This window comes from Tsukamurella sp. USMM236 (assembly GCF_037148755.1).
In the GTDB taxonomy this organism is placed as follows: Bacteria; Actinomycetota; Actinomycetes; order Mycobacteriales; family Mycobacteriaceae; genus Tsukamurella.
The window spans coordinates 90,816-106,045 of record NZ_JBBCSS010000009.1; the positions used below are offsets into that span (position 1 = coordinate 90,816).

10 protein-coding genes are annotated in these 15,230 nt (G+C 73.3%); 8 read left to right on the plus strand and 2 right to left on the minus strand.

Going from position 1 to position 15,230, the window contains the following annotated elements; all coding sequences use genetic code 11:
• The first annotated feature begins 67 nt into the window (after nt 1–67).
• The 3 genes from WFK95_RS22595 to WFK95_RS22605 are packed head-to-tail and all read left to right on the plus strand — an operon-like array spanning nt 68 to nt 7,121.
• Nucleotides 68–973 carry an NUDIX hydrolase gene (locus tag WFK95_RS22595; protein ID WP_224644750.1) on the plus strand — a complete coding sequence of 302 codons (906 nt, stop codon included), beginning with the start codon at nt 68–70 and terminating at the stop codon, nt 971–973.
• Entirely contained in the window at nt 970–3,441 is a 2,472-nt protein-coding gene (locus WFK95_RS22600) for a glycoprotein (RefSeq protein WP_336672068.1), read from the plus strand. The genes WFK95_RS22595 and WFK95_RS22600 overlap by 4 nt, the downstream gene beginning before the upstream one ends.
• Nucleotides 3,438–7,121 (plus strand): murein biosynthesis integral membrane protein MurJ, encoded by a 3,684-nt coding sequence (locus WFK95_RS22605; RefSeq protein WP_224644752.1) that lies wholly within the window; start codon nt 3,438–3,440, stop codon nt 7,119–7,121. The genes WFK95_RS22600 and WFK95_RS22605 overlap by 4 nt, the downstream gene beginning before the upstream one ends.
• Here WFK95_RS22605 and WFK95_RS22610 read toward each other — a convergent pair.
• On the minus strand, nt 7,093–7,977 hold the full coding sequence (locus WFK95_RS22610; protein WP_224644753.1) for a hypothetical protein: 885 nt from the start codon (nt 7,975–7,977) through the stop codon (nt 7,093–7,095). The genes WFK95_RS22605 and WFK95_RS22610 overlap by 29 nt on opposite strands.
• A 114-nt stretch (nt 7,978–8,091) precedes the next feature.
• Here WFK95_RS22610 and WFK95_RS22615 point away from each other — a divergent pair, with 114 nt between their 5' ends.
• Nucleotides 8,092–8,694: a DNA-3-methyladenine glycosylase I gene (locus WFK95_RS22615; protein ID WP_224644754.1), complete on the plus strand. Its 603-nt coding sequence runs from the start codon at nt 8,092–8,094 to the stop codon at nt 8,692–8,694.
• 21 nt (nt 8,695–8,715) lie between these two features.
• Here the strand turns inward: WFK95_RS22615 and WFK95_RS22620 are convergent, their stop codons facing one another.
• Nucleotides 8,716–12,183, minus strand: a complete 3,468-nt coding sequence (locus WFK95_RS22620) for a proline dehydrogenase family protein (RefSeq protein WP_224644755.1) — start codon at nt 12,181–12,183, stop codon at nt 8,716–8,718.
• Nucleotides 12,184–12,389: 206 nt separating this feature from the next.
• Here WFK95_RS22620 and sigM point away from each other — a divergent pair, with 206 nt between their 5' ends.
• From sigM to trxA, 4 genes are all read left to right on the plus strand, one after another.
• Entirely contained in the window at nt 12,390–13,040 is a 651-nt protein-coding gene (gene sigM, locus WFK95_RS22625) for an RNA polymerase sigma factor SigM (protein ID WP_224644756.1), read from the plus strand.
• A 115-nt stretch (nt 13,041–13,155) separates the two neighbouring features.
• The gene (locus tag WFK95_RS22630; RefSeq protein ID WP_224644757.1) at nt 13,156–13,770 is read left to right on the plus strand and encodes a hypothetical protein; all 615 of its coding nucleotides are present in this window, start codon (nt 13,156–13,158) and stop codon (nt 13,768–13,770) included.
• Nucleotides 13,771–13,870: 100 nt separating this feature from the next.
• Entirely contained in the window at nt 13,871–14,827 is a 957-nt protein-coding gene (gene trxB / locus WFK95_RS22635) for a thioredoxin-disulfide reductase (protein ID WP_224644758.1), read from the plus strand.
• Nucleotides 14,828–14,863: 36 nt separating this feature from the next.
• A complete protein-coding gene (gene trxA / locus WFK95_RS22640) occupies nt 14,864–15,187 on the plus strand; it encodes a thioredoxin (protein ID WP_224644759.1) in 324 nt (107 codons plus the stop codon).
• Nucleotides 15,188–15,230 lie beyond the last annotated feature (43 nt).

Below are 15,230 nucleotides of genomic sequence, written 5' to 3' on the forward strand. Positions count from 1 at the left end.
CAGTCTACTGCCGGGGGAAAACGCGACGGTGGCGTATGGGAGCGCAACCGGCCAGTAGCATCGGGGGGTGACCTCCGCCGAATCCGCCGACTCCTCGGGCCGCCCGCAGCGCCCGGGTCCCGTCGGCGACTCCGCGGGCGGAGCGCCCTCCCGACCGCGGCGTCGGCGTCGCCGCGGGGGCCGCGGGCGCGGCCGCGGCCAGCTCTCGGCCGTCACCGATCAGCAGGCGAAACCGGAGGCCGACGGCGCACCGTCGGAGCCCGCCCCCGCCGCGAAGCCCGCCCGTAAACAGGGCACCCCCACGTCCAAGGCCAAGCGTCCCGTGCCCGGGCGGGCCCGCCCCGACCCGCGCATCCGCACGGTCCGCGAGACCTCCGCGGGCGGCCTCGTCGTGGCCGGGCTCGACGGTGCCGACGAGCTGCGGGCCGCGCTCATCGGGCGCGTCGACCGCCGGGGCCGCACCCTGTGGTCGCTGCCGAAGGGGCACATCGAGACGGGCGAGACCGCCGAGCTCACCGCGATCCGCGAGGTCGCCGAGGAGACGGGCCTCACCGGCTCCGTGCTGGCGCCGATCGGCAAGATCGACTACTGGTTCGCCGTCGAGGGCCGCCGCGTGCACAAGACGGTGCACCACTTCCTGCTGTCCTGGGAGAGCGGCGACCTCTCGACCGAGGACTACGAGGTCTCCGAGGTGGCGTGGGTGCCGCTGGCCGAGCTCCCGACGCGGCTCACCTACTCCGACGAGCGCAAACTCGTCGCCACCGCGCGCACCGTCATCGACGACCTGACCGCCGACCCGGACGAGCTGGCCACCCGGTTGGCCGCCGCCCCGCGCAGCGAGCCCACGGCGTACGAGCGCGCCGCGGCCGAGCGCAACGCCGTCCGCAACGATCCGCCGAAGCCCCGCCGCCGGCGCGGCGGGAGGCGCTCCCGCGGGCGCCGCGGCGGTGGTGGCGGGAGCGGTCAGACGTGACCCGGTCGGCCCGCCTCCTGTGCGTGCTGACGCTCCTGATCGCGATCACCGGCCTGCCCGCGCCCAGCGGGGCCGGCCTTCCGGACGCGCAGTTCGTACGGATCAACGTCGACGAGGTCACCTCGCGGATCACCGACACCTCCCCGAACGAGGTGGTGGTGCGCGGCACCGTCGAGAACTTCGGCGACCGCGACGTGAGCGACCTGGACCTGCGGATCCAGCGGGCGCCGGCGGTGTCGACCTCCGCGCAGCTGCGCTCCGACCTGGTGGCCGACAACAACGTCTACGACACGCTGGGCCGGTTCGAGCCGGTCTCGAAGGTCCTCAAGCCGGGGGAGAAGACCTCCTTCAACGTCGCCATCCCCGTGCGGCCCTCGCCCACGACGCGCGGCGCCACCCTCGGCATCGACCGGCCGGGCGTCTACCCGCTGCTGCTCAATCTCAACGGTAAGCCCGCGTACGGCGGCGCCGCGCAGCTCGACGACTCGCGGACCCTGCTGCCCGTCCTCGGCCTGCCCGACGGGAGCGCCGACACCCCCGGCGGCGTCGACAAGGCCGTCACCACCTCGCCCGCGCAGGTCACGCTGCTGTGGCCGCTGGCCGACAATCCGAAACTCGCGGGCGGCGTGCCCGGCGGCGGCGAGACGCCCGTCCGGCTCGTGGACGACGCGCTCGCCGGGTCACTCGGCGAGGGCGGCCGGCTCGACGGCCTGCTGTCGGCCTACGAGGACGCGACGCGCGGCCCCGACCCGCGGCGCACCGCCCTGCGGACGGCCGCCTGCCTCGCGATCGACCCCGACCTGCTGGTCACCGTCCAGGCGATGACCGCGCCGTACCGCGTCTCCCGCAATCCCGCCGACCCGCGCGGCCCCAGCACCGCCGGCACCGGCAGCGACGAGGCGAGCGCCTGGCTGGAGAAGCTGCGGCGCGTCGCCGCCGACTCCTGCGTGGTCGCGCTGCCCTTCGGCCAGGTCGACCTCGAGGCCCTCAGCCGCTCCGCCGAGCCCTCGCTGCAGCGCGCCGCCCTCGACACCCCGTCCGACGTCATCGACTCCATCCTCGGCGTGCAGTCCGTGCGGGGCGTCGCCATCCCCACCTCCGGCGTGCTCCTGTCCGACGGTGCGCGGCAGCTCCGCGCTTCCGACGTCGCCGCCACCGTCGTTTCCGCCACCGCGGTGCGGGCGCCGGACCGCGGCGCCGGCACCCCGTCGGGCATCGTCCCGGTGGGCCAGGGCATCGGCGCGGCCGTCTTCGACCCGAGCGTCTCCGCGGCGCTCGCCGCGATGGGGAAGACCACCGACGGGGCCGAGGACGGCGTCGCGCCCGGCCCGACGGGCACCGTGCCCACCTCCTCGACGTTCACCATGTCCGAGGAGTCGGCGGCCATGCGGCGGCAGGCCGCGGTCGGCGCCGTGACCGCTGCCGCGCTCGACCCGACCCAGCGCTACGCCCCGCCCGACGGGTGGGCCGCGAGCACCGCCACCGATCCCGTCGCGCGCGTGACCGGCCGGTCGACGCTGATCGTGCCGCCCCAGGTGTGGGCGGCGGGCCCCGACGACGCCCGCGCGGTCCTCGACGCCGTCTCCGCGCAGTTCGGGGCCGGCCTCGCGGGCCCCCGCACGTTCCGCGACGTGGTCGCCTCCGCCCAGTCGACGGGGCGGGACCCGGCGCGCAACGCAGCGCCTTGGACGCTGCGGCAGCCGCCCGAGACGACGGCCTCGCGGGTCCCCGACCGGATCGTCACGGCCGCCGCCGCCCACGTGCGGCAGGTCGACCAACTCGGCGCCGCCCTCCTCCCGCTGCCGAAGACCCCGCTCACGCCCCGCATGTACACCTCGCCGCTGCGGGAGGACGCGGTGCGCGCGCTGCGCTGGGCGCCGTCGCGGCAGGCGGTCGACGGTGACGCCTCCATCCGGCTCACGGCCGCGCGGGCGTCGATGTCGGCGCAGCTCGCCTCGGTGCGCTTCGTCAGCCCCGGCGGCGCGTACACCCTGGCCTCGGACAAGTCGCCGCTACTCATCGTCGCGCGCAACGACCTGCCGCTGCCGATCCGCACCGTGATCGACTGGTCCGCCCCGCAGGGGGTGACGATCGACGCCTCCGAGGTGCAGGAGCTGCCGGCGCGCGGCACGCGGCAGATCGAACTGCCGACCACCGTCGACTACTCGCGGCAGATCTCCGTGCAGCTGACACTGCGGTCGAGCAGCAACATGCCGCTGGGCGATCCGATCTCCGTGTCCGTGCACTCCAATGCGTACGGCCAATCGCTGTTCTGGATCACGTGCGGCGTCGGAATCCTGCTGGTCCTGCTCGCGGGGCGGCGCCTGTGGCGCCGGTTCCGCGGCCGGCCGGACCCCGCGGACGCGGACCGTCCCCCCGCGGACGAGCACGAGAAGCGGATCGCGAACAGTTACGCTGCACATCGACCGACCGCATCGCACGAGAATCCGGAACCGAAGGACACATGAGCCGCGCCGAGCCCCGGCACATCCCGCCGAGCAGCAGTCCCGCCGCCGGCGGGAAGGACGGCGGCGGCACAGCCAGCCTGCTGCGTTCCACCGGCTCGGTCGCGGTCGCCACGCTCACCTCGCGCATCACCGGCTTCCTGCGCACCGTGCTGCTCGCGGCCATCCTCGGGCCGGCCGTCGCCTCCGCGTTCAGCATCGCCAACGCGATGCCGCAGCAGGTCTCCGAGCTCGTCCTCGGTCAGGTCCTCACCGCTCTGGTGATCCCCGTGCTGGTCCGGGCGGAGATGGAGGACAAGGACCGCGGCCAGGCCTTCTTCGAGCGCCTCTTCACGCTCTCTCTGACGATCCTCGGCGTCGCTCTGGTGGTCTCGCTGGCGCTGTCCCCGGTGCTGGTGGGGCTGCTGGTCGGGGGCTCCAAGGTCGACGAGGGCCTGACGCAGGCGCTCGTCATCATGTTCCTGCCACAGCTGATGTTCTACGGGCTCTCCGCGCTGTTCACGGCGATGCTCAACACGCGGGACGAGTTCAAACCCGGTGCGTGGGCGCCGGTGGCGTGCAATACGGTGCAGATCGCCACCCTGGTGACCTTCTACCTCATGCCCGGCGAGCTGACCCTGAACCCGACCGCGATGGGGCAGCCGAAGCTCCTCGTCCTGGGCATCGGCAGCACCCTGGGCGTGGTGCTGCAGGCACTGATCCAGATCCCCGCCATGCGCCGCTCCGGGATCAAGCTCCGCCTGCGCTGGGGCGTCGACACCCGGCTCAAGCACTTCGGCACCATGGGCATCGCGATCGTCACCTACGTCTTCATCTCGCAAGTCGGCTGGTACGCCGTCACGCCGATCCTCTCCCACGCCTCCGACGGCGGCCCCGCGATCTATCAGTACGCGTGGATGGTGCTCCAGCTGCCGTACGGCGTCATCGGCGTGGCCTTGCTGACCGCGGTGATGCCGCGCCTGTCGCGCAACGCGGCCGAGGGCAACCGCAACGCGGTACTCGATGACCTCTCCGTGGCGACGCGCCTCACGATGGTGGCGTTGATCCCGATCGTGGCCTTCATGACGGTCTTCGGACCTTCCATCGGCCGGGCGCTGTTCAACTTCGGTCAATTCTCCCAGGACGACGCCAACTTCCTGGGCACCGCGATCTCGTTCTCGGCGTTCGTGCTGGTCCCCTACGCGATGGTCCTCATCCACCTGCGGGTCTTCTACGCCCAGGAGCGGGCGTGGATCCCGACGGGGATCGTGATCGCGATCGTCGCCGTGCAGATCGGGCTGTCGTACCTGGTGCCGGTCTTCGTGGAGGACGACCATCGGATCGTCGAGTTCGTCGGCACCGCCCGCGGCCTGGCGTACACCGCCGGCGCGATCATGGGTTGGTACCTCCTGCGCCGGACGCTCGGCCCGCTGCACCTGACGAATGTCGCTCGCACTCTGGTCCAGACCACGACGGTGTCCGTTCTGGTCACCGTGACGATCTATCTCGTCATGCGACTGCCCGTCCTCAAGGCGATCGATCGCAGCGGGCCCGCCGGCGCACTGCTGTACCTTGCAATCGCAGGCACCCTCTGCATGACGTTGATCTACGCGCTGCTCGCCCTGTGGCGAGTACCGGACGTGCTGGCGATCCTGGCACCCCTGCGGCGCATCGCGGGCCGGTTCGTCCCGGCGCTGCGGCCGGGCGCACCGTCGGAGCCGGAGCGCGCGGCCTCCCGCGCCCCCGACACCCGGGAGCTGCGGCTCGACGAGCTGGAGGCCTACGCGAGCCTCCGGCGCGAGGAGATCACCGCCCAGCTGCCGCGGATCGCCGACGACATCGGCCTCCCGTATGCTGGTCAAAGCCATGTTCCCCGGCGTCCGCGGGCGAGCGCAGAACTACCGACCACGGGCCTTCGATACCGCAGAAGAGGAGCATTCGCAGTGACCGAGGACGACTCCGCACGCATGTCCGGCCACGAGGCACCCAGCACCGGTCAGATGCGACTGCCGTCCCAGCAGCAGGCGGGCCTTCCGGCGGCGTCCGAGCCCGCCGATCCCGTGGCGTGGGACGACGACGCCCCGCGCGGTCCCGAGCTCATCCCGGGCGCGGTCGTCGCGGGCGGCCGGTACCGCCTCATCGAGCACTTCGGCGGCATCCGCGGGCTGCAGTTCTGGCAGGCGCGCGACATCAACCTCGACCGCGACGTGGCCCTGACCTTCGTCGATTCGGAGCAGACCGCGCCCGTCCCCGAGCGCGGCGCACAGATCAGCCTCCGCGGTGAGGGCCCGCAGTCCATCCTCTCCCGCACCCTGCGCCTGGGTCGCGTGCACTCCAACGGCCTGGCGCGGGTGCTCGACGTGGTGCGCGGCAGCTCTGGCGGCATCGTGGTGGCCGAGTGGATCCCCAGCAGCTCGCTGGCCGACGTGGCCGGCACGCATCCGTCCGCGATCGGCGCGGCGAAGGCCGTGCGCGCCCTCGCGGGCGCGGCGGAGGGCGCGCACCGCGCCGGCGCCGCACTGTCCATCGATCACCCGGACCGGGTGCGCATCTCACAGGACGGGCACGCCTTCCTGGCCTTCCCCGGCACCCTCGCGGACGCCTCGAAGGAGTCGGACGTCCGCGGCCTCGGCGCCGTCCTCTACGCGCTGCTGCTCGAGCGGTGGCCGCTCGACGACGCGACGGGCCGCATCGTGACCACCGGGACGGGCACCGTCGCCGGGATCCAGCAGGCGGACGCCGACGCGAACGGCAACCCCGTCGAGCCGCGGGACGCCAAGCGCGACATCCCGTTCGAGATCTCCGCGGTCGCGACCCGCACGCTCGAGGGCGGCCAGGGCATCCGCACCGCCGCCACCGTGCAGCAGCTGCTGGACCAGGCCTCCGTGGTGGACGTGAAGACCGACCTGCTCGCGCCCGTGCGGGAGGAGTCCCCCCGGGAGGCTCCGCGCCAGGCCCCGGCGGCGGCCGCCGCGCGCCCCGCGCAGCCCTCGGTGCCGCTGGATCAGCAGCCCACGCCGGCCAAGCGGATCCAGTCGAAGCAGACGCTGCTGCAGCGCGTCTCGGGCGGCAAGAAGAACGTGCCGCTGCTGGTCATCGCGGCGTGCGCGGTGGCGCTGCTCGTGATCATCGGGCTCACGCTGCTGATCAGCAGCCTCACCGGCGGCAAGGACACCCAGTCGGGCGTGGGCTCGCTGTACACCTCCAGCGCGACGGCGAACGAGAGCGCCGCTCCCGCACCGGCTCCCGGCGTCGGGTCCCCGGTGAAGTCGACCGATGTCGCGCTCGTGGACTTCTCCTCCTCGAAGGACTCGGCCACCAACCTGCCGAACGTGCTCACCGGCAAGAACCCGCCGTGGAAGACGGACACCTACAAGGCCGGCCCGGTCTTCGGCAATCTCAAGAAGGGCGTCGGCTTCCTGGTGACGCTGGACAAGGCCGTCTCGCTCACCCGCGGCACCATCGTCTCGCCCAGCGCGGGCACCACCGTGGAGGTCCGCACCTCCACGAAGGACACCGTGAAGTCGCTGGACGACACCTCGCTGGTGTGGTCCGGCTCGCTGCGTCCGGGCTCCAACGACTTCCACGTCAGCTCCGTGGCGCCGCGCGCCCGCTACGTGCTGGTCTGGATCACCGGGCTGACCAAGCAGTCCGGCAACGACTGGTACTCCACCATCAACCAGGTGTCGTTCCAGGGCTCCTGACGTCCGCGGCGTCGGCCGTCGCGGCCTCGACCCTCGCCGGTCCCTCGTCAGGTATCGAGATCACCAGCGGCCGAGCGGTTCCCACGTCCCGGTAGTCGAGAAACCGCACGAGCCAACCGGTGCGCGTGCGCAGGGCCGCTTCCACGCGCACGTCCTCCGGGATCTGCAGCCCGCGGGAGCGGGCGTGGTCCGCGGCGGCGGCCCGCGCCTCCTCGGGAGTCCGCCCGGGCACCCCGTCGTACCGCGGGCCGTCGCCCGTCCACTGGGTGAGGCCGGATTCCTTGAGCTCGCTCCAGGATTCGTCGAGGAGGCGCTCCGGCGCGAGCTCGCCGAAGGCGGCCCACCACGTCGGCGCGTCGAGCCATTCGTACTCGCACATCCGCACCAGGTGATGCAGCGCCTCGTCGTGCTCGAGGCGACCGCCGAGCGCGGCCGCGACCTCCGCGGACGTGCCGACCGGGGGAAGAGGCGCGCCGGGCAGGGGAGCCTCGGCGGCGAAGGCACCGTCGTCCCAGATCCCCGTCCAGGCGTACCGGCCGGCACAGACCCGGTGATCGAGCACCGCGACGTGTTCGAGCCACGGCGGTCCGCCGGCGACGCGCTCCGCGGGTCCCGGTGCGCCCGGGACGCGCCAGCCGAGGTCGCCGCAGGACAGCACGGCCCGGTCGGGCCCGAACCAGGCCAGCGTGGCGCCGGCCGTCGACGAGGAGTCGTACCGGGCGACGCCGCGCGTCCCGCCGTCGACGGTGACGCGGAAGGGCAGCGGCGCTCCGGCCGCGGCGAGCACGGGCTGCGCCGCCGCGAGCAGGCGCCAGCGGGCGCGGATGAGCCGGAGCGGCACGGCACTGTCGGACATGACCGGATCCTCGTCCATGGTGCTGAACGGGCGCTTGTCGCGGACTTGTCGGTGGGGTGCTCTACGGTGCGGAGACGGCGCCCGCCGGGCGCGCTCGATTCGAGGGGGGACGAGATGACGGAACCGACTGACGGCGTGGTGATCGGCGAGGACGGGCTGGCCCGGCCGGCCTGGGCGGCCGACGGGCTGCTGCGCGAGTACTACGACACCGAATGGGGCATGCCGATCCGCGACGAGCGCGGGCTCTTCGAGCGGATCGCCCTGGAGGGCTTCCAGGCGGGCCTGTCGTGGGCGACGGTGCTGCGCAAGCGCCCGGCGTTCCGCGCGGGCTTCGCGGACTTCGACCCCGACGCGGTGGCGGCGTTCGACGAGGGGGACGTCGAGCGCCTGCTGGCCGATGCCGGCATCATCCGGAACCGGCAGAAGGTCGAGGCCACGATCGGCAACGCCCGGGCCGTGGTCGCCCTGCGGGAGGACGGCGGCCTCGTCGACCTGGTGTGGTCCTTCCGGCCCGAGCGCACCCCCGAGCCCCGCACGATGGCGGAGGTGGCCGCCACGTCCCCGGAGTCGGTGGCGCTCTCGAAGGAGCTGCGGCGCCGGGGCTTCCGGTTCGTGGGGCCCACCACCATGTACGCGCTGATGCAGGCGGTCGGCATCGTCGACGATCACCTCGTGGACAGCCACCGCCGCGGCAGCTCGGGGGTGTGGACGGGGTGACCGCCGCCCGGCGGCCGGGCCCTAGTGGCCCGTCCCGCCGGCGAGGTGACCGTACCGGTGCCGGGTGGTGCTCACCGCCTGCTCGCGCAGCACGCTGAGCAGTTCGCGCCGGCCGGACAGTAGCACCGGTCCGCGGAGCACGCTGTGGCCGTGCTGCGCCGCCGCGGCCTCCACCTCGGGTTCCGGCGCGCCCAGCAGGCGGATCCGGACGGGCTCGGCGCGTCCGGCCAGGCCGTCGGCGTAGTCCCGCGCGGTGTGCTCGGGCGCCTCGAAGGGCATCGCCGGGGCCTCAGGGCTCACCGTCACGTCGAGGCGGGTCCCGGTGCGGGCGGCGGCCAGCTGCAGCCGCACCAGGTCACGGGGGCGGGCGCCGGCGCCCACGCGCACCTCCAGGTGGGGGAGCGGCCGGTAGCGGAACACGTTCGTCTCGCTCGCCAGGCCGGTGGGATCGTGCTCGACGCCGAATTCGGCGTCCCAGGCGCGCTCGTCGGACGCGGCGGCGGCGTGCAGCCAAGCCAGGTCGTCCGGGGCCAGGTCCCGGGCGCCGGCGATGATCCGCTCGCTGAACACGGTGGGCGCGACCTCGGGCGCCGCGGGCACGGCCGTGTCGGCCCAGCGCCCGAACTGGGCGACGTAGTTGGGGCCGCCGGCCTTGGCGCCGGGGCCGATCGAGGAGCGCTTCCAGCCGCCGAAGGACTGCCGTTGCACGATGGCGCCGGTCATGTGCCGGTTGATGTAGAGGTTGCCCGCCTCCACCTTCTCGCGCCAGTGGTCGATCTCGTCGGGGTCGAGGCTGTGCAGGCCCGCCGTGAGGCCGTATCCGGTGGAGTTCTGCAGGCGCAGCGCCTCGTCGAGCGTCGCGGCGCGCATGATGCCGAGCACCGGGCCGAAGAGCTCGGTGGTGTGGAACCAGCTGCCCTCGGCGACGCCGTCGAGCACGCCGGGCGCCCAGAACCGGCCGGTCTCGTCGAGCCGCCGCGGTGCGACCAGCCAGCGCTCGCCCGGGGCGGGCTCGGTGAGCCCGCGCAGCAGCTTGCCCGAGGCGGGTTCGATGAGCGGGCCCACCGTGGTGCCGAGGTCGTGCCCCTCGCCCACGACGAGGGTGCGGACCGCGTCCTGCAGCTGCCCGAGGAACCGCTGCGAGGAACCGACGCTGCCGACCAGGATCCCCAGCGAGGCGGCGGAGCACTTCTGCCCGGCGTGGCCGAAGGCGCTGCGCACCAGGTCGTTCACCGCCAGATCGGGGTCTGCGGCGGGCGTCACGATCATCGCGTTCTTGCCGGAGGTCTCCGCGAGCAGCTCGAGCTCGGGCCGCCAGCCACGGAACAGCGCCGCCGTCTCGCTCGCGCCGGTGAGGACCACCGCGTCCGCGTCGGGATGGGTGACCAGGCGGCGCCCGGCATCCGCCTCGTCGGCGTTGACGAGCTGCACGAGGCCGGCGGGCACGCCCGCGGCGTGCAGGGCGGCGATCGCCGCGGTCCCGCAGCGGAGCACCTGCGGCGCCGGCTTGATGATCACGGCGGCGCCGGCGGCGAGGGCCGCGAGCACGCCGCCGAGGGGGATCGCGACGGGGAAGTTCCACGGCGGGGTGACCACGACGAGGCGGTGCGGGGTGAAGGCCGCCTCGTCGTCGCGGAGTTCGAGGGCGCTCTGCGCGTAGTAGCGGGCGAAGTCGATGGCCTCCGAGATCTCCGGATCCGCCTCGGCGACGGTCTTTCCCGCCTCGTACGACATGACGGTGAGCAGCTCGCCGCGGCGGCGCGACAGCTCGTCGGCGACACGGCGCAGCAGCGCCGCCCGCTCGTCGGCGGGAAGCGCCGCCCAGGCCCGTTGCGCCGTCAGCGCGGTCGCGACGGCCGAGTCGACGGCAGCCGGATCCGTCACCCGCGCAGGCGGTTCGACGGTGTCCGGCGCCGCGAGGGCGGCGCGCGCCCACGCCCGGTTCGCGGGGGTCGAGGGGTCGGTGTCGGGCTCGCCGACGAACGGCCCGTCGCCCGGAGCCGTGATCCCGGTCGCGGTCGCGGTCGTGCGGTCCTGCACCCGGTTCGGGCCGTCCTGCACGGCGGCACGTCGGGCGAAGGCGGTGCGGAAACGCCTCTCCTCCAGCGCGATCGCGTCGGGGTCGGGGCTGAACATGGAGTACAGGAAGTTGTCGCTGGAGGCGTTCTCCTCGAGCCGGCGCACGAGGTAGCTGACCGCCACGTCGAAGTCGCCGGAGTGCACCACCGGGGTGTAGAGGATGAGCGAACCGACGTCGGCGCGCACGGCGGCGGCCTCCATGGGCGCCATGCCCTGCAGCATCTCGATGTCCAACTGGCGCTGCACGTCCCGCTGCTCCGCCAGTTCCACCGCGTAGGCGACGGAGAAGAGGTTCTGCGAAGCGACGCCGATGCGGAGCGCGTCGGCGTTCTCGGGGCGCAGCGCGGTGTCGACCATGCGCAGGTAGTTCGCGTCGACGTCGGCCTTGCTGCCGTACGTGGCGAGCGGCCAGTCGTGCACCTCGGCGTCCACCCGCTCCATGGCGAGGTTGGCGCCCTTGACCAGCCGCACCTTGATCGGGGCGCCGCCTGCGGCGACGCGGCGACGCGCGAAGTCGGTGAGCCGGGCGAGGGCGCCCATGGCGTCGGGGAGGTAGGCCTGCAGCACGATTCCGGCGGTGAGGGAGCGGAACTCGGGCTCGTCGAGCAGGGCGGTGAACACCTCGATCGTCAGGTGCAGGTCCTTGTACTCCTCCATGTCGAGGTTGACGAACTTCCCGCCGTCGCGGGCCGTCCGGTACAGGGGCCGCAGCCGCTCGACGATCCGGTCGCGGTTGCCCTCGAGATCCCACGGGACGAGCTGGGCGACCACGGACGAGACCTTGATGGAGACGTAGTCCACGGCCGGGTCGGCGAGCAGCTCGTGCGTGCGGGCGAGCCGGCGATCGGCCTCGCCCTGTCCCAGCACGGCCTCGCCGAGCAGGTTGAGGTTGAGCCGCACGCCCGTCTCGCGGGCGCGGCGCAGGCGCCGCTGCAGGTGGTCGCCGTCGGCATCGAAGACCAAGTGGCCCACCAGCTGTCGCAGCCGCAGCCGCGCGACGGGCATCGCGATCGACGGTGCGATCCCCGCGGCGACGGTGCCCGCGCGGAGCAGCGCCGCGTCGACGGGGCTCATGAAGGCCCGCCCGGGCGCGCCACCGGCGGCGGGGGAGACGAGGCGCCGCAGCGCCTTCGCCGCGACCCGGTCGTCCTCGGGGCGCGCCACCTGGTCGACGAAGCCCATCGTGAACTCGACGCCGCTCGGATCGTGCAGCAGCGCCGCGAGACTGGAGGTGGCGGCGGCCTCCCGGCGGCCGACCTCGGCCGGGCGCGGCCCGCGGCTGGTGCGCAGCCATCGCTGCGCCCGGGCGACGGCGGCGTCCACGATGCGGGTGCCGTCGGGACCCGCGGCATCGGCGCCGGGAGAGCCGAAGGACGGCAGGGGAGCGGACGGACGTGACGAATCGACCATGAGAGGCCTCCTGAGTAGCTCGCGCGGTGAATGGAGAATCCACAGCGACGGGTGCGCCACCTGGCCTAGACGCGAGTGTAATACCGCTCACACGGAATCCGCGAGCCCCATGCGCTATCGCAAATCCGCCGGCGTATTCCGTGTCGAAGATTGAATAGCAAAGAAATGGTCTCGGAACGGTATCGGGCCCCTCTACGATCCCGTGCATGACCGAGTGGGGGAACACCATCTCGCGGTCGGCCGGGTCGGGGGATCCGGTGACCGATACGCCGCACGACGCCGCGTGCGCGGCCCCGGCGGGCGCCGGGCACGCGTCGGGCGCCGGGCACGCCCCGGTCTCCGACGAGAAGCTGCTGGCCGACGCCGCCCGCGGCGACGGCGACGCCTTCGCTGAGCTCTTCGAACGGCACGCCCGGCAGCTGCGGGCGACGGCGCTACGCACCATCCGCGACTACACCGACGCCGAGGACTGCCTGCAGGACGCCATGCTGCGGGCCTTCCAGCTCTCGCCGAGCTTCCGCGGGGACTGCAAGGTGGGGAGCTGGCTGCACCGCATCGTGGTCAACGCGTGCCTGGACCGGGCGCGACGCAATCAGGTGCGCACGTCGCTGCCCATGCCCGACGACCTGAGCGGCCTCGCCTCGGACGAGGGCCGCGGCGCGGAGGAACTGGACCGCCGCCTCTCGGTCGAGGCCGCGCTGCGGATGCTGCCCGAGGACCAGCGGGCCGCGGTGGTCGCCGTCGACATGTACGGGCTGTCCGTGACGCAGGCCGCGGAGCAGCTCGGCGTCGCGCCGGGCACCGTCAAGAGCCGCCGGGCCCGGGCCCGCGTCCGGCTCGAGCGACTGCTGCGCTGATCCGGCCGTTTCCCGGCCCTGCGTGCGGGTCGTTCGCCAGCCGCACAACAAGTATTGAAATCGATGGGAACCGATCGGCGGGCTGGTGCGTCCAATTCATGAGAGGAGGTTTCCGATGGGGAAGGCAGTACCGCCGGCGGACGGCGAGGACGACGACCGGCCGCTCAGTCGCGCACAGGAGGCGCGGCTCGACGCGGCGCTGGCGGAGTACCGCGACCGCACGTTCGCGCAGTGGTCCGCGCCGGACGGTTTCACCGCCGACTCCCCGCTCGGGGACCGCCGGATCTCGGCCGCGATCCGCGCCGCTCGGCCGCCGGTCCTGCCGCGTCGCCGGCTGCGGTACTCCCTGGCGGCCGCGGCGGCCGCCGTCGGCGTGCTGGCGGGCACCGTCGCCCTGAGCACCGTGCGGGACGCGCCCGCCGAGCCCGAGAGCGGCGTGCTCCTCGCGGCCGCGACGCCGGGCGGCGACCGCGGTCCCTTCGCCGACGTTACGGCGCTCGCCCGCTGCCTGGACACGGCGTCCGTGCCCGCTGCACAGCGGACCCTGCTCGGCGCGGGGCCCGTCCACGTCCGGGACGACCGCGCGACGGTGCTGCTCCTGCCCGGCGGCAGGCTGGGCGACCTGCGGCTGCTCGCGGTGACCCCGTCGTGCGCCCGGGGGGAGGTCTCGTCGGTGCTGGTCGACCGCGTCCTCACCGGTGGCGGGGCCGGCCGCGCGGCCACGCCGTAATCTGGGAGGAGGCGGCGCGGGAACATTGTCGGGTCCGGCGCCGTTGGCACACATGTCGGCCCGGGACGACCGGGCGCTTCTTCAACAGGTTGGGTGGGTAATGACTGCAGCGGGCACCGATATCGCGGACGTGATCATCATCGGATCGGGTCCGGCCGGATACACGGCGGGCGTCTACGCCGGTCGCGCGGAGCTGAGCACCATCCTGTTCGAGGGCACCAACTTCGGCGGCGCGCTGATGACCACCACCGAGGTCGAGAACTACCCCGGCTTCCGCGAGGGCATCATGGGCCCGCAGCTCATGGACGAGATGCGCGAGCAGGCCATCCGCTTCGGCGCCGATCTGCGCATGGAGGACGTGGAGTCCGTGCAGCTCGACGGCGAGATCAAGGAGGTCGTCACGGCCGAGGGCACCTACCGCGCCCGCGCCGTGATCCTCGCGATGGGCGCCGCCGCCCGCTACCTCGGCATTCCCGGTGAGGAGGCCCTGCTCGGCCGCGGCGTGAGCGCCTGCGCCACCTGCGACGGCTTCTTCTTCCGCGACCAGGACATCGCCGTGGTCGGCGGCGGCGATTCGGCGATGGAGGAGGCGATCTTCCTCACCAAGTTCGCCAAGTCGGTCACGCTGATCCACCGCAGCGAGAACTTCCGCGCCTCGAAGATCATGCTCGACCGCGCCCGCGACAACGAGAAGATCCGCTTCCTCACCGACGCCAAGGTCAACGCCGTGCAGGGGGAGAAGTCGGTCGAGTCGCTGCTCGTCGAGAACACCGTGACGGGCGCCGTCTCCACGCTCGAGGTCACGGGCCTGTTCGTGGCCATCGGCCACGACCCCCGGTCCGCGCTGGTCGCGGGCCAGGTCACCGTCGACGACGAGGGTTACGTGCAGGTCGAGGGCCGTAGCACCGCCACCGGCGTGCCCGGCGTCTTCGCCTCGGGCGACCTCGTCGACCACACCTACCGCCAGGCCATCACGGCGGCCGGCAGCGGCTGTTCCGCCGCGATCGACGCCGAGCGCTGGCTCGCGCATCACCGCGAAGCCGCCGTCGCCCAGTAGTCCGTCCCCCGAAGAACCGCACCGAGGAGTACCGCCATGGCCGAGATCGTCACCCTCACCGACGACACCTTCATCGAGCAGGTCCTGCAGTCCGAGAAGCCCGTCCTCGTCGACTTCTGGGCCACCTGGTGCGGCCCGTGCAAGGTGGTCGCACCCGTGCTCGAGCAGCTCGCCGCCGAGCACGGCGACAAGGTCACCTTCGCGAAGATCGAGGTCGACCAGAACCCCACCGCGCCCCGCGACTACCAGGTGCTCAGCATCCCCACGCTGATGCTGTTCCAGGGCGGCAAGCCGACCGCCAAGCTGGTGGGTGCGAAGAGCAAGTCGGCGATCCTCAAGGAGCTCGACGGCCTGGTGTGACGCGCCGTCGCGTTGGGTCGGAGGGCCCCGAGGCCGTATCGTG

What these genes read in the sequence shown, in the direction of transcription:
- WFK95_RS22630 (WP_224644757.1), top strand. Translation starts at nt 13,156, where the DNA reads ATGGGGAAGGCAGTACCGCCGGCGGACGGCGAGGACGACGACCGGCCG.
- WFK95_RS22605 (WP_224644752.1), top strand. Translation starts at nt 3,438, where the DNA reads ATGAGCCGCGCCGAGCCCCGGCACATCCCGCCGAGCAGCAGTCCCGCC.
- trxA (WP_224644759.1), top strand. Translation starts at nt 14,864, where the DNA reads ATGGCCGAGATCGTCACCCTCACCGACGACACCTTCATCGAGCAGGTC.
- trxB (WP_224644758.1), top strand. Translation starts at nt 13,871, where the DNA reads ATGACTGCAGCGGGCACCGATATCGCGGACGTGATCATCATCGGATCG.
- WFK95_RS22615 (WP_224644754.1), top strand. Translation starts at nt 8,092, where the DNA reads ATGACGGAACCGACTGACGGCGTGGTGATCGGCGAGGACGGGCTGGCC.
- sigM (WP_224644756.1), top strand. Translation starts at nt 12,390, where the DNA reads ATGACCGAGTGGGGGAACACCATCTCGCGGTCGGCCGGGTCGGGGGAT.
- WFK95_RS22620 (WP_224644755.1), bottom strand. Translation starts at nt 12,183, where the DNA reads ATGGTCGATTCGTCACGTCCGTCCGCTCCCCTGCCGTCCTTCGGCTCT.
- WFK95_RS22610 (WP_224644753.1), bottom strand. Translation starts at nt 7,977, where the DNA reads ATGTCCGACAGTGCCGTGCCGCTCCGGCTCATCCGCGCCCGCTGGCGC.